Source organism: Collimonas sp. OK242, from assembly GCF_900107095.1.
Lineage (GTDB): Bacteria > Pseudomonadota > Gammaproteobacteria > Burkholderiales > Burkholderiaceae_D > Collimonas.
The window spans coordinates 177,958-192,291 of record NZ_FNOR01000011.1; the positions used below are offsets into that span (position 1 = coordinate 177,958).

Here is a 14,334-nt window from a genome sequence, read left to right on the forward strand (position 1 = left end):
TACGAAATCCGCCAGGCGCACTAGCGATTCTTTCTATTGCAAGTGCACAAAACGATATTTGGCCTGACGCTGGCGCTCCGGTTCGCTACAATCGTGGCGAACGGACCGCAACCGGTCCGCGCTAGCGATCAATTGATTAGTGACAGATTGACAAATGACGCCCCGGCGCGCTGCGCGGCGCTCAGGAGACTGCTGGATGACAAAAATACCCACCGTGCATCGCATCGCCCTTCTGTTCAACGGCAACAAGATTTTCGACCGCGACATCATCGCCGGCATCGGCGAATACCTGAGCAGCACGCGCGCCTCCTGGGATTTGTTCCTGGAGGAAGATTTCCGCTGCCGCCTGCAAGGTATCGAGCGCTGGCAGGGCCACGGCATCATCGCCGATTTCGACGATCCGGCGGCTTGCGCAGCGTTGTCGCGGGTCAGCCTGCCGGTGGTGGCGGTGGGCGGCTCGTATGCCGATGACAGCGGCTACCCGCAGGACACACCCTACGTCGCGACCGATAATTTCAAGCTGGTCAAGCTGGCCTACGATCATCTGATCGAAGCCGGCCTGCAGCGCTTTGCCTGTTTCAGCCTGCCGCAAGCCGAGGTGAACCGCTGGGCCCAGGAGCGCGAAAAGGCGTTTGAAAAACTGATGCAGCGCGACGGCATGGAAGGTGAAATCTACCGCGGCGTCGGCACCAGCGCGCCGTCCTGGGACACCACGGTGGAACAACAGATCGCCTGGCTGCGCACCCTGCCCAAACCGATCGGCATCATCGCCGTCAGCGATGCACGGGCGCGCCAGTTGTTGCAGGCTTGCCTGTGCGCCGGCATTGCAGTGCCGGAACAAGTGGCGCTGATCGGCATCGACAACGATCCATTGGCGCGCATCCTGACCCGGGTGCCGCTCAGCTCGGTAATCCAGGGCACGCGTGAAATGGGCCGCACCGCCGCCCATTTGCTGCATCAGATGCTGCATGGCGCGCGGCTCGCCGGCGCCCGCATCCTGGTGCCGCCGGCCGGCATCAACGTGCTGGCGTCGAGCCGCCACGAAGCGCTGAGCCATCCGCATGTGATGCAGGCGATGCATTTCATCCGTCAATATGCCTGCCAGGGCATCAAGACTGAACAGGTGGCTGATTATGTCGGCGTGTCGCGCTCTTCGCTGGAATGGTACTTCCGCCGCGAACTGGGGCGCAGCGTGCATGACGAGATCCTGCGTTTCAAGCTGGACGTGGCGAAGGACATGCTGCAGAACAAGGAACACCAGCAACGCAGCATCGCCGAGATCGCCGTCGGTTGCGGCTTCACTTCTGTCCAATACATGCACGCGGTGTTCAAACGCGAGCTCGGTTGCACGCCGCGCGAATATCAGGACCGGCTGATTCAAAATGAAGCAGCGCAGCCATCACTTAATTAACCAACAAAACAGCGTCAGACAACGATGACCCAGATCCCCATCTCCAGCACATCCGCCGCACACGGCGCCACTCTGTACACGCTACGCAATGCACATGATATGCGCGTCCTGATCAGCGACCGCGGCGCTACCTTGATCTCATGGTGGTCGCCTGACCGCTATGGCCGGGTGGCGGATGTCCTGCTCGGCTATCCTGACAGCGACGGCTATCAGAACAACCCGCAGTACTTTGGCAGCCTGGTCGGACGTTGGGGCAACCGCATCGCTAAAGGCCGCTTTGCCGTGGATGGCGCTGAGTTTCTGGTCGACCGCAACGATGGCGAGAATCACCTGCATGGCGGCGACGCCGGGTTTCATCTGGCGCAATGGCGGGCCGCACCGGGCCCCGACGGATTACGGCTGACGCTGGAATCGCCGGATGGCGACGGCGGTTTTCCCGGCAACGTGCAGGTCTCGGTCTTGTACAGCCTCGACGATGACGGCCGCCTGAGCATAGACTACAGCGCCGCCAGCGATGCGCCGACCCCGCTCAACCTGACCTCACACGGTTATTTCAACCTGAACGGCGGCAGCAGCGACATCTACGATCACATCCTCTCGATTGCCGCCGACCAGTATCTGCAAATCGACCGCCAGCTGATCCCGACCGGCATCGCCAATGTTGCCGGCAGCGCTTTCGATTTCCGCCAGCCCGCCCCCATCGGCCCGCGCCTGGCCTGGCCCGATACCCAGCTCAAACTGGCAGGCGGCTTCGATCACTGCTACCGCCTGCATCCGCAAAGCCAGGAGATCGATGCGGCGGGCCAGAACCGCAGAGTGCCGGCATTGAGAGAAGTGGCGACAGTCTATGATCCCGGCTCGGGCCGCCAGTTATCAGTCTCGACCACCGAGAACGGCCTGCAGTTCTACAGCGGGAATTTTCTGGCCGGCATACACGGCCGTGCCGCCCAACCCTATGCGATACACGACGGCTTCTGCCTGGAAGCCCAAGCCTATCCGAACCAGATCAACGGCCCCGACGCCGAAGCCGTCATCCTGCGCCCCGGCCGGGTCTACCGCCAAACCACAAGCTACCAACTATCAGTACGTTAATAAACCAAAGCCGCAACAACTAACCGGACTAGCAGCTAACCGGGGTCAGAGTGAACTTTCGGCAGGCCCTACCGCCGAAACTTCACTCTGACCCCGCTTAGCGGACCACGGAGTACATCCATCTGCATTCAAGAGTTTGCCGCATCAATGACAATGCTGATTTGATTGCTGCCTCAAGTAGCAGCCATAGCCGGATCACTCACCCCATGCGCACCAGTCTCCATGCGCCCCGCAAAGCGCCGGCTGAATCCGCCCAGCGCCACCGCAGCCGTAAAGTCATACCAGTTCCCCTGCGCCCCAACCGGCCAATGCTGATCAAGCTGCATCCCCGCCGGCACATGGAAAGTCCAAGGCCCCGCCTTGCGGTAAGCATTAGCCTTGACGACGACATCGCAAGATGTTTCTCCGCGATTTGCCATCGTCAGGCGAATCCGCTTGCTGAAAATATCGTAGCTGATCCGTACTTCCGGCTCGGCAGCATCCGCAACCGACAGCATCGCCAAATCGCCCTGGAAAGCACGATGGAAACCGTTCGGCCCAAGCACCCATAAATCGTAGGCGCCGCGATCTGCATTCAGGTCCCAGCTATCTTGCCATTCCCTGCCGGCTTCCAGCGCATAACGGCGTGGCACGCGATCCAGGTGCAGGCGATCATATACATGGAATACCGCGGCGGCGCGACCGGTGTTGCGGAAGCTCAGTCCGATTGTAGTGTTCCTGAGATTGACGCGGGCGCTGGCGTGCAGCTCGTAGGGCAATGCGCGCGAAGGCCGGACACCGGCGGCCTGCATTGGAAACACCTGCGTGCCCTCAGCCGGCAAGGCAACTTGCTGCAATTTCTCTTGCTGGGCGCGTACTGCATCGGCTTCCGCCCGTGTGCGTTTCGGCAGCGTCGGCAACACTTCATGATTCGGATTGACGAAGTTGAAGGTTGACATCAGGTCGCCGCAGACAGCGCGGCGATATGGCGTGATGTTCTCTTCCCTGACGTGGAAACGGGCTTCAAGAAAACGCAGTATCGAGGTGTGGTCGAACACTTGCGAGTTGACCCAGCCGCCGCGGCTCCATGGCGACACCACATACATCGGCACACGCGGACCCGGACCGTAAGGGTGTTTTTCATAAATAGCAGAGGCCGCTTTTGAAAAATATTCACCGTCAGTGACGATGCTGGAATGGCCTGCCAGCTGGCCGCCATCAAAGGCCGGGGCGCAAGGCGGCGGCACGTGATCGAAAAAGCCGTCGTTCTCATCGAAATTGATCAGCAGCACCGTCTTGCTCCACACCTCAGGGTTGGCGGTCAAGGCATTCAACACTTCCTGGATGTACCAGGCGCCCTGCACCGGACTGGATGGTCCCGGGTGTTCGCTGTAATCTGCGGGCGCCACGATCCATGAGACCTGCGGCAACGTGCCGGCGCCGATATCTTCACGCAGAGCTGTCAGGAAACCGCCATCCGGCATGGTATTGCCGACGCCTTTGAAGAGCGGATTGACGGCGTCGTCGCTAGGCTGGTAAGGCGGGAAAGGAGAGCCGTCGACAGCATTGCCGCGCTTCTCATTGGCCTGGCGATAGGCCACGAAGCCGGCCAGCGGATTGTCGGTGAAATTGTCCGGCATGTTCTGGTAGACCTTCCAGGACACGCCTTCTTTTTGCAGACGTTCCGGATAGGTTTTCCAGCTGTAGCTGCTGGCGCTGGCAGATGGCTCCAGATGGTCCTGGCTGTTGTCGAGGACCGGGCCGCCACGTTTGCCGTCAGGGTCGTTGCTGCCGGTCCAGTGGAATATCCGGTTAGGATTGGTGCCGCCGTGGAACGAGCAATGGTAGGCGTCGCACACCGTGAAGGCATTCGCCAGCGCGAACTGGAAATCCAGCTCGACCGAGGTGTAATACCCCATGGATTGCGTCTGCTTGTAGGTCGGCCAGTTGCTCATGCGCCCCAAGTCCCAGGCGTCCTGCGCATTGTCGTAAAAATGGCTGGTGCCGTGGACGCGCTGGGCGTTGCCGATCTTGCTGTCGAGATGGTAAGGCAGGATGACGCGCGACTGCTTGGTATTCTTGTCGGTGTAAGTCTGCTGCATCACATTGCGCTTGCCTGCCAGCGGAATCGGGAAACGATCGCCAAAACCGCGCACGCCGTTGAGCGTACCGAAATAATGATCGAAGGAGCGGTTTTCCTGCATCAGTATCACTACGTGCTCGACGTCGTGGATGGTGCCGGTCTTGTTATTGGCGGGAATCGCCAGCGCTTTGCGGATTGCCTCCGGGAAGGCGGCGTTTGCAGTGACTGAGTAAGCTGTGGCGGCGAGCGCGGTGCCGGCGGTGCGCAAGAAATGGCGTCGGTTTTTCCTGGTCATGATGATCCTGTTTTCCTTATGAGGGTAAGCATCGCGTGGTGAGAGGATTTACTTCGGAAGACGGAACAAGATGAAATGGCTGAAAACGACGTTGCCGCTGCCTTGGACTTGGTTTGATTTCAGCCATACGTTGCCGTCGTGCATCTTTTTGATGTGACGAAGTATTGCTGTGAAATATTTCAGGGGTATGAAGATTCCGTGACCGTTTTGTCACGCTGGGATAACTGAAACCTGGGAGGTTTGGATGCGCGGCCCGACGCTCTGCGCTGAGGAGGATCTCAATGCTCGTGACAAAATTTCAAGCATCGCAAGATTCAATACTTCAGATACGGGATAACCGGATCTTTTGTCGTCTTATATAAGGACCTCCTTACCTATAGCATGCATATCTCCCGGATCGACTAGCGCGTATCGATACTGGAACTCCCCCATGCCGTTCTCTTATTTTCATTAAAACAATTAAAAGAAGTTATCCATGACACCTACAATCATGCCGATCAATATCGGCAATACCGCATTCATGCTGCTGTGCTCCAGCCTGGTGATGCTGATGACTCCCGGACTCGCATTCTTCTATGGCGGGCTGGTCGGACGCAAGAATGTGCTGGCCATCATGATGCAGAGTTTCATTTCTTTGGGATGGACCACCGTGCTGTGGTTCGCCTTCGGTTACTCGATGTGCTTCGGCCCGTCCTGGCATGGCATCATCGGCGATCCGACCTACTATGCTTTCCTGCATGGCATCACGCTGGAGAGCATGTACACCGGCAACGATGCCGGCATTCCGCTGATCGTGCACGTGGCGTATCAGATGATGTTCGCCATCATCACGCCGGCGCTGATTACCGGCGCCTTTGCCAACCGGGTCACCTTCAAGGCGTATTTCCTGTTTTTGACCGGCTGGCTGGTCTTTGTTTACTTCCCGTTTGTGCACATGGTGTGGAGTCCCGATGGCCTGTTTGCCAAATGGGGCGTGCTCGATTATGCCGGCGGGATAGTGGTGCATAACACGGCCGGCTTTGCCGCGCTGGCGTCAGTGCTGTATGTTGGCCGGCGCCAGAAGGTGGAGCTCAAACCGCATAACGTGCCATTGATTGCACTGGGCTCCGGCTTGCTGTGGTTCGGCTGGTATGGTTTTAATGCCGGCTCCGAATTCCGTGTCGACGCAGTCACCGCTTCTGCATTCCTCAATACTGACGTCGCCGCATCTTTCGGCGCCATCACCTGGCTGTTCATCGAGTGGTTCTATCACAAGAAACCGAAATTCGTCGGCCTGCTGACCGGCGGTGTGGCCGGCCTGGCGACTATCACGCCTGCTGCCGGTTATGTCTCCCTCGGCACAGCGGCAATCATCGGCATTTGTGCCGGCCTGATTTGCTTCTACGCCGTCGCGCTTAAAAACCGGCTGGGCTGGGACGATGCGCTTGATGTCTGGGGTGTCCACGGCGTCGGCGGCATGGCCGGCACCATCTTGCTTGGCGTGTTTGCCTCGAAAGCATGGAATGCCAATGGCGCTGACGGCCTGTTGCTGGGAAATAGCTCTTTCTTCCTGGCCCAATGCGGCGCGGTGATTTTGTCCGGCATCTGGGCATTTGCCTTTACCTACGGCATGCTGTGGCTGATCAATCTGTTCACCCCGGTCAAGGTCGGCGCAGAGACGCAAGATCGCATGGACGAAGATTTGCATGGCGAAGACGCTTACCTGCACGCGTAATATGCCCTCCCGCTAACTTCAATTCGGCATCCGGAAAGCTCTGGATGCCGGCAGCGCTTAAGGGGGAATTCCCCCTGCCATCTTCTTTTTCCCAAAAACTGTACAGGGCGTAATGCCAGGCGGCTGAAACTCTACGACAGTCTGGTTTAGAATGTTCATCGAACACATACGCATCGTCATCAGGAATAAGCTCCTGATTTGCGCCGTCAACTTCCTCTCGATTGTCACGCCGTGAAAATTTCATTGCTCTCGGATTTGCATTTGTCGGTGCACCCGATGGCGCCGCCTCAAACCGATGCCGACCTTGTGGTGCTGGCCGGCGATATCTGGCGGCCGGCGGCAGCCATGCAGTGGGCGCGGCAGTTCGCTGTGCCGACGATTTTTGTTCCGGGCAATCATGAATTTTACGGGAACGACCTGGTCAGCACCATGCGCGAACTGCGAAGCGCGGCGCAAGGCAGCCAGGTGCATATCCTGCAGAAACAGGTGTTGCTGCTCGATGGCGTGCGCTTTATCGGCTGTACCTTGTGGACGGATTTTCGTTTTTTTGAAAGTGCCGAGCAACGCGACCTGGGCTTGAAACAAGCAACTGAACTGGTCAGGGATTTTTCACGGATACGGGTGTCGCCGGATTTTCCCGAGACGTTTACGCCGGCCCTGTCGCAACTGCTGTTCGACGATACGGTGGCGTGGCTGGAGCAGCAATTCGCACAGCGCCATGACGGCCCCACCGTGGTGATCAGTCATCATGCTCCCAACCACCGCAGCGTAAATCAACGCTTTGCCGGATCGGCGCTGAATGCCTGTTTCGTGTCCGAGCTGGAACAGCGCATCCTGGCATGGCAGCCCGCATTCTGGCTGCATGGACATATGCATGACAGCTCCGATTACCGGATCGGCGCGACCCGGGTGTTGTGCAATCCTCGTGGCTATGCGCGAGGCGGCAACGCGGAAAATGCCAGCTTCGATCCGCTGCTGACATTCACCGTTTGAGGCCCTATGTAAGTAAACACCCTACTGCCCCAACACCCCGAACTGCCAGGCGAAAAACACCAGCAGTCCAACCATGATGGTCAGCAATTGCCGGCGTGTTCCGGCGCACACCAGGATTGCCGCGGCGGCGGCAATCAATTGCGGATTGCGCCAGCTCAGCTCTATGCCCTGGCCGTGCGGCGCCAGTATCATCGGCACGATAATCGCCGTCAACACGGTGACGGGCACAAAGGCCAGCGCTTCTTTCAGCCAGATCGGAAAAGCCGCGCGTTCGCCGAGCATGAAAATCGCCGCCTTGATGAAGATCGTGATCAGCGCCATGCCGGCAATCATGAGGGTGTACATCATGCTTTTTTCCTTGTAGAGCGATGCAGCGCCTGCCAGTGCGACAGCCCCAGGCCGACGCTGACACCGGCCATGATCGCCGCCAGCAAACCCAGCTTATAGGGCAGATCCCGCAAGAACCACGCAAACACTCCGGCAGCTACCGCGGCAGCCAGTTGCGGCAAACGAAACAGCTGCGGCACCACAATCGCGATGAAGGTCGCCACCATCGCAAAATCCAGTCCCAGCGTTTGCAATTGCGGAAATGCCGCGCCAAACAGCAAGCCGACCAGCGTCCACAACTGCCAGTTGCCGAACATGGATAAACCCGATCCCAGGAAATACCAATGCCCTTGCGGTTCGTGGGCATGCTTCAGGTAGTAGGCGTTCATCACGGCAAAGGTTTCATCTGTCAGCAAGAAGCCAAGCAGGAAGCGCCAGCGTGCCGGCAAATGGCTGACATGCGGCAGCAAAGTCGCCGCATACAGCATGTGGCGCAGGTTAACGATGAAGGTAGCCATCCAGATCACCAGCAGGCCCACCTGCCCCGCCGCCAGGCCGACCGCGATGAATTGACTGGAGCCGGCAAACACACCCAGCGACATCATCTGGCCTTGCCACGGCGCCAACGGGCCGGCGGCAGCCAGGGCGCCGAAAATCACGCCGAACGGTGCGGCGCCGATCAACATCGGCAAGGTATCGCGGGTGCCGGCGGCAAAACTGGACAGGGAGGTGGGATGCGGCATAAGCTATTCCTTTGTGATGCCGGAATAGTAATGTCAAGTACCGCTTTGCGCTAGTATGTTCTTGCGCTGCGCATGCTAGTGGACTGTAACAACCGAATCGAGAGTGAAGGGCGCGTACCCGGCGCGCAGGGCAAGGCGCAAAGCGCAGCAATAGCGGGACTATTGCGAGCATTTGCAACGCCGCCATGCGTGTCGGGTACGTGACAGGCGCTCTTGATTTGGTTGTTACAGTCCACTAGATATCGATATCAACCCTCACCACCAGGGAGCCTGTTTGAAGATCATCGGCCTTATCGGCGGCATGAGCTGGGAATCGACCGTTCCCTACTACCGTCAAATCAACGAAACGGTCAAGCGGCAGCTGGGCGGCTTGCACTCTGCGAAAATCATTCTCTACAGCGTCGACTTCCACGAGATTGAGCGCCTGCAGCATGCCGGCGACTGGGACGCTGCAGGCGCCAAAATGGCTGAAGCGGCGCAGGCACTGGAACGCGCCGGCGCCGATTTTCTGGTCTTGTGCACCAACACCATGCACAAGGTTGCCGGCGCGATCGAGGCTGCGGCCGGCATACCCTTGTTCCATATCGCCGATCCTACCGCCGACGAAATCAAGAAAGCCGGCTGGTCGACCATAGGTTTGCTAGGTACTCGCTTCACCATGGAACAAGCATTCTACAAAGATCGTTTGCGCGACCATCATGGCTTGCGGATATTGACGCCGGAACAGGAGGATCGCGAACTGGTTCATCGCATCATCTATGAAGAACTTTGCCTGGGAAAAGTGAACGAAGCGTCGCGCGCCGATTACCGCCGGGTGATGGCAGGCCTGATCGCGCAAGGTGCGCAAGCGATCATTCTTGGCTGCACCGAAATTTCACTATTGATCGGCGCCGACGATTCCCCGGTGCCGTTGTTTGACACCACCGCCATTCATGCGCGCAGAGCCGCCGAGCTGGCGCTTGCAGCGGCATGATGCCTGCCGCTTAACCTACAGTCTCCAACGTACGGCCGCCTGCTGCTTATGGTTCGCGGCCGACGTTGACGACAAACACGGGGTGAATTTTATTTAGGGATAGGATCGGTTGCCAATGCCTTGTTGCGGACATCGGTCGATTCCAGTTTCTCTTCTTTCAATTCGGATTTCGCCTCCGCTTTCTCGACTTTCATATTTGCTTTTGCGGTTTTCTTCTTAGCCTTGTAATCCGCCTTGGCATCGCTGTCGGATTGCCGCTTTTGCACCAGCGGATCCGTGGAGACAGTCGCTTTCGCGCCAGCGCTGACGCCAGCGGCAGTAGCCGCATCATCGGTAGAAACGGCGGTTTGTGCCTGGGCCAGATTCATGCATAGCAGTGCTGAGACAGCCAACATAAGAGTGCGAATATTGTTCATGATAGATCCTTTGTAAAAGCAAAACCGCGGTCGTGGCGAACAGTCCGGCATTCGATGCAGCCGTAGCTCGCTTAACGGCCGCGCCAGGGGCACGAGCAACTTTCGTAGCATCGCGTGATTAAGGTTAAATGCAATTACGGATCGGTTTTGTACGCTAAGCAACTTAGCGCGTCACCTCGAAAATTTGCGGACTTCCCTTGCTGCGCGCGGCTTTGCGGCCGATAGCAAGTTGCTCGACGGGATTTTTTTCGATGAAAAAACACAGCTTGAAACTTTACATTCCCGATTTTTTGCACAAAGATATAAGCGTCAGCAACGCTTTTTCAATTTTCTGATGGTGGCGGTTTGACACGCTGCTGCCGTCTCAATGGAGAGAATATGTTAATTAAACAAACATTTATCGTTGCAGCAATTGCCATGATCGCGGTCAGCGGATGTAAAAAAGCAGATGACCAGAATGCCTCTTCAGCAACAACTCCCCCTGCAACACAACAAGCGATGCCGCCACCGGTTGCCCAACCGGCTACTCCTGCAGCTCCAGCTTCGTCGGCCCCTGACGCCGCACCGGCTGCTGCATCTTCCAGCTCCTCTACCGGAAGTTAGGAAACCAGACGCGGTTGGCGCAAGTGCCGCCGCGTCATTCTTCGGTGCCGCGCAATCGCCGGCACTGGTGATGGCAACTGTTGCAAAATAGTCGAACCAGCCGAGATTCGAACTATCCCGTCTTTATTTGTGTCAGCGCATTCCTACAGCAGAAGAAGACAAGCGCTGATGTCGAAAACCTTGTACCGATGCAATGATCAATACACGGAAGTACCACCACATCCTCAAAGGAGATGGCGATGACTCAGGTATTGAACAGTTGCAGCAATTTAAAAAAGAGCCCGAAGAGCAATGCAGCGATGCTGTCTGTCCTGCGCGGGGACAACGCCCGCAATTTAATTCGGCCCGGGACGCAAAACCTCACCTCGCTTCGCATTGCCGGGCTGTACGGTCACAATCCCCTGCAGAACCAACTACTCGCTGCGCTGCCAGCGGAAGATTTCAGGCGCTTGCAGCCACATCTGGAATTTGTCGCGATGCCTTTCGATATGACGGTATGCGAGGCAGATGGCGAGATGCGGCATATCTATTTCCTCACCAGTAGCATTGTTTCCTTGCTGCATGACATGAAAGACGGCAGTTCGGCGGAAACAGCCGTCATCGGTAATGATGGCGTAGTGGGCGTCAACCTGTTCATGGGCGGCGGCAAGTGTCTGCACCGCGTCGCTGTGAAAAGCGCGGGTTACGGCTTTCGCCTGAAGGCTGGCATTCTGACGGAGGAATTCAACCGTGGCGGCGCGTTGCAGCAATTGTTGCTGCGCTATACCCAGACGCTGCTTGCGCAAATGTCCCAGACTGCCGTGTGCAACCGCCACCACAGCGTTCCGCAGCAATTGTGCCGCTCCCTGCTGCTGACACTGGATCGCTTGCAGGGCAATGAAATCAGCGTCACCCAAAGCTCAATAGCCGCAATGCTGGGCGTGCGGCGGGAATCGATTGCCGAAGCCGCGGGGAAATTGCAGGAAGAAGGCTTGATCCAATATGCGCGTGGCCATATGACGGTGCTGGATCGGACAGGTCTTGAAGCAAGAGCATGCGAATGCTATAAGGATTTGAAACACGAAGATAGCCGCATGCTCAGTGAGCAGAAAGTGTCATGAGAACGCCGATGAAAGCGCGCTCGATTTTTTACAGTCGATAAGCCATCTTTTTGCAAGTGCCGGCAGATGTGGTCGACCGGCCTGCCGCTATCAATGCAGGCTGCGGTCAAGCACCGCCACGCACAATCATGCGCTGTCAACGCCGCTGACTGCGTTGATGTGAACGCGATCAATTTGCCGACGGTTTGAGCGCATCTCCGGCAACCGTCCCGGCATCCGGTGCAATATGCATATCCAGCACTTTAGTTAAAAAGCCGCAGCGATCGGCAACTTCTTCTATCTGCTTCGTAGCAGGTTTGCCGGCGCCATGATCAGATACTTTCCGTCATCCGCGACGTGACCGGCGAAGCCTCATTCCTTTTGATCCGGCCTGGTATGGCCGGGATGTCAACATAGTGTTTAATTTGCATTTCCAAAAGCAAATATGTTATCGTTTGTTTCTAAAATGTAACTTAGAGTAGCGTGCGTGATCTTCGCTGGACAGCGCTACGATTTCCAACTTTCAGAGACCAGAAGCAGCCCATGAAAACACTATTTTTTTGCGTATTTATTCTGCCGCTACTGTCGGCATGTGCGGTCGAAACAGGCAATCAAGACATCGCATCGAACAATCAGGAGAACGTCTATACTACCGGCAGCAACCTGCCCTCCAAGCAAACCAAGAAGTCCACCAATATGCAAACGCTCTCACCTGAGCAAGTCCCCGACATGATTCCACCCGTAGCGCCTAGGGGGCCTAGAAACTAAGTCGATGCAAGGAGCAAGCTTTCAGCTGGTTTGCCCATAAAAAAACAGAGTTGTTGCAGATCACCTGCGAACAACTCTGTTTTTGCGTATAGCAACTAGCCGATGAAATCAGTTCAAAGGATGATTGACTTGTATCACCCATAGACGCGCCAGATCTGCAACTCCGTCAGTACCCTGAACGGTCTTGAATACTTGAATCGCCTTATCCTTCTGTCCCGCTATCTGATACGCGATGCCAAGATGCAGTTTGGCGTCTTCAGGGCGCTTGAGGCCGCCTTTTTTCAAACCACTCTCCATCAGCGCCAGGCCTTTGTCAAACTGACCTGCGGTGACCAATGCATAACCCAGATTGAGTTGGCCGGTGCCCTCTTTGGTGCTGGTTACCGAAGCTTCGCTTTGCGCCATGGTCCGCTGGTCATCAGCTATCGCTTTGTTAGCCTGGTCGCGCAGACGCTTCTGCTTGGCTGCATCCGGGCCACTGCCTAATATCCCCGATTGATAACCCTGATCGAGTATCTTCTTCGCTTCCCCCGGGAATCCTGCCAGCAATGCCAGCTGCGCCACATCGGTGAATTCGCCGCTGGTCTGCAACTGCACGGCAGCGGCTTTCAGTCGATACAGATCCAGTGTCAAATGGTCGGAGAAACCCGGTTTGTTCTGGATGCGGCTGAGGATGTCGATCCAATATTCTTTCTTTGGGTAGAAGGTGTTGAGCTTTTCCAGCGAACTCAGATATGCGGGTTTATCGTTGGCCTTGAGTGCGCAGCTGACCAGCAATTTCAGGGTCTGCTCGGACGGTGTCCGGCCAGCGCTCTCATCAGCCGCGATATCCTTTTGCAGTTCGCTGGTGGCGCGTGGAATATCGTTGCTCAGGTAGTAGGACTGGATCAGCAGCATCCGCGTTTGCGGGTCGTTACCGCCCTCTTTCAGCGAACGCGAGAGCCAGGTAATGGCCTTGGGATAGTCTTCGGCATCGTAGTACAAGCCGCCTAGCGCACGCACAATTTTGGCTTGCTCGTCTGGAGTAAGACGCCCGGAAGCAACCACTGCTTCAAACGAGCTTCCGGCCAGCTTGGTATCGCCGGCACGTGCTGCGGTTGCGCCGCGCAGTCGGTCAATGGAATAAATCTCGAAAGCTGTCTTATCGCTGACAGCGTCGGTTTCAGCAATCTTGGCAAGTGCCTCTTTGTATTTTTCTTCTTTGAGGAGTGCCTGCGCTGCCTGCAGCGGCTTACCTATTTCCGGACGCACGGTCTCGGCTTTCGCCTGATCTGCCTGGTCTGCGGCATAAGCGCTGGGAGCAAGACTCAAAATTGGAAGTGCGGTGGTTAACCCCACTGCGGTCAACAATACGAAAATTGGCGCGAAACGCAAATTGGACATAGCTATTCTTTCAATCGAAAACGAAAATAGGCAGGTGTAAGGGCTACAACCCGCCCTAACCCTGCCTATCCTCTGGTGCAGAAAACAAATACTAATTACCTATCCATGAACTGCTCATTGCCGACGATACCGATCTTGGTCACGCCCAGCCGCTGCGCCGACGCCATCACGGCAGCGACCGACTTGTACTCCACCAGCTTGTTCGGCCGCAGATGCACTTCATCGATATTGCCGCCTGCCACCACCGTCTTCAAGCGCTCTTCCAGTTCCGCACGGCTGGCCATCGGCGTACCGTTCCACATCACCGTGCCAGCCGGATCGATATCCACCGTGTCCACCACCGGCAAGGCCAGTGGCGGCGGCGGATTACCGGTCGGCATGTTCAGCTTGATGGCGTGATTCTGGATCGGAATCGTGATGATCAGCATGATGATCAGCACCAGCATGACGTCGATCAACGGCGTCATGTTCATTT

General features: G+C 56.9%; 14 protein-coding genes. 8 read left to right on the top strand and 6 right to left on the bottom strand.

Going from position 1 to position 14,334, the window contains the following annotated elements; genetic code table 11:
- Positions 1 to 196 precede the first annotated feature (196 nt).
- Positions 197 to 1,411: a XylR family transcriptional regulator gene (locus tag BLV81_RS14255; protein WP_092357345.1), complete on the top strand. Its 1,215-nt coding sequence runs from the start codon at positions 197 to 199 to the stop codon at positions 1,409 to 1,411.
- A 24-nt stretch (positions 1,412 to 1,435) separates the two neighbouring features.
- The gene (locus BLV81_RS14260; protein ID WP_092357347.1) at positions 1,436 to 2,503 is read left to right on the top strand and encodes an aldose epimerase family protein; all 1,068 of its coding nucleotides are present in this window, start codon (positions 1,436 to 1,438) and stop codon (positions 2,501 to 2,503) included.
- A 173-nt stretch (positions 2,504 to 2,676) separates the two neighbouring features.
- On the opposite strand, the gene BLV81_RS14265 is transcribed toward BLV81_RS14260, so the two are convergent.
- On the bottom strand, positions 2,677 to 4,860 hold the full coding sequence (locus BLV81_RS14265; protein WP_092357349.1) for a phosphocholine-specific phospholipase C: 2,184 nt from the start codon (positions 4,858 to 4,860) through the stop codon (positions 2,677 to 2,679).
- A 475-nt stretch (positions 4,861 to 5,335) separates the two neighbouring features.
- Between BLV81_RS14265 and BLV81_RS14270 the strand changes: the two genes are divergently transcribed.
- Positions 5,336 to 6,574 (top strand): ammonium transporter, encoded by a 1,239-nt coding sequence (locus tag BLV81_RS14270; protein WP_218134281.1) that lies wholly within the window; start codon positions 5,336 to 5,338, stop codon positions 6,572 to 6,574.
- Positions 6,575 to 6,805: 231 nt separating this feature from the next.
- Positions 6,806 to 7,567: a metallophosphoesterase gene (locus tag BLV81_RS14275; protein WP_092357353.1), complete on the top strand. Its 762-nt coding sequence runs from the start codon at positions 6,806 to 6,808 to the stop codon at positions 7,565 to 7,567.
- Positions 7,568 to 7,588: 21 nt separating this feature from the next.
- On the opposite strand, the gene BLV81_RS14280 is transcribed toward BLV81_RS14275, so the two are convergent.
- The gene (locus tag BLV81_RS14280; protein WP_092357355.1) at positions 7,589 to 7,915 is read right to left on the bottom strand and encodes an AzlD domain-containing protein; all 327 of its coding nucleotides are present in this window, start codon (positions 7,913 to 7,915) and stop codon (positions 7,589 to 7,591) included.
- Positions 7,912 to 8,637 carry an AzlC family ABC transporter permease gene (locus BLV81_RS14285; protein WP_092357357.1) on the bottom strand — a complete coding sequence of 242 codons (726 nt, stop codon included), beginning with the start codon at positions 8,635 to 8,637 and terminating at the stop codon, positions 7,912 to 7,914. The genes BLV81_RS14280 and BLV81_RS14285 overlap by 4 nt, the downstream gene beginning before the upstream one ends.
- 274 nt (positions 8,638 to 8,911) lie before the next feature.
- Here BLV81_RS14285 and BLV81_RS14290 point away from each other — a divergent pair, with 274 nt between their 5' ends.
- Positions 8,912 to 9,610 (top strand): aspartate/glutamate racemase family protein, encoded by a 699-nt coding sequence (locus BLV81_RS14290; protein ID WP_092357359.1) that lies wholly within the window; start codon positions 8,912 to 8,914, stop codon positions 9,608 to 9,610.
- 89 nt (positions 9,611 to 9,699) lie between these two features.
- Here the strand turns inward: BLV81_RS14290 and BLV81_RS14295 are convergent, their stop codons facing one another.
- A complete protein-coding gene (locus BLV81_RS14295) occupies positions 9,700 to 10,026 on the bottom strand; it encodes a hypothetical protein (protein ID WP_255365221.1) in 327 nt (108 codons plus the stop codon).
- Between the two features lie 378 nt (positions 10,027 to 10,404).
- Here BLV81_RS14295 and BLV81_RS23660 point away from each other — a divergent pair, with 378 nt between their 5' ends.
- The 3 genes from BLV81_RS23660 to BLV81_RS23665 all read left to right on the top strand — a co-directional run bounded on the left by BLV81_RS23660 (position 10,405) and on the right by BLV81_RS23665 (position 12,476).
- On the top strand, positions 10,405 to 10,629 hold the full coding sequence (locus BLV81_RS23660) for a hypothetical protein (protein ID WP_143036338.1): 225 nt from the start codon (positions 10,405 to 10,407) through the stop codon (positions 10,627 to 10,629).
- Positions 10,630 to 10,862: 233 nt separating this feature from the next.
- Positions 10,863 to 11,729: a Crp/Fnr family transcriptional regulator gene (locus BLV81_RS14300; protein WP_092357363.1), complete on the top strand. Its 867-nt coding sequence runs from the start codon at positions 10,863 to 10,865 to the stop codon at positions 11,727 to 11,729.
- A gap of 522 nt (positions 11,730 to 12,251) precedes the next feature.
- Positions 12,252 to 12,476 carry a hypothetical protein gene (locus BLV81_RS23665; RefSeq protein WP_143036339.1) on the top strand — a complete coding sequence of 75 codons (225 nt, stop codon included), beginning with the start codon at positions 12,252 to 12,254 and terminating at the stop codon, positions 12,474 to 12,476.
- Between the two features lie 108 nt (positions 12,477 to 12,584).
- Here BLV81_RS23665 and BLV81_RS14305 read toward each other — a convergent pair whose 3' ends face one another.
- Positions 12,585 to 13,859, bottom strand: a complete 1,275-nt coding sequence (locus tag BLV81_RS14305; protein WP_255365223.1) for a tetratricopeptide repeat protein — start codon at positions 13,857 to 13,859, stop codon at positions 12,585 to 12,587.
- Positions 13,860 to 13,954: 95 nt separating this feature from the next.
- A complete protein-coding gene (locus BLV81_RS14310) occupies positions 13,955 to 14,332 on the bottom strand; it encodes an ExbD/TolR family protein (RefSeq protein WP_092357365.1) in 378 nt (125 codons plus the stop codon).
- Positions 14,333 to 14,334 lie beyond the last annotated feature (2 nt).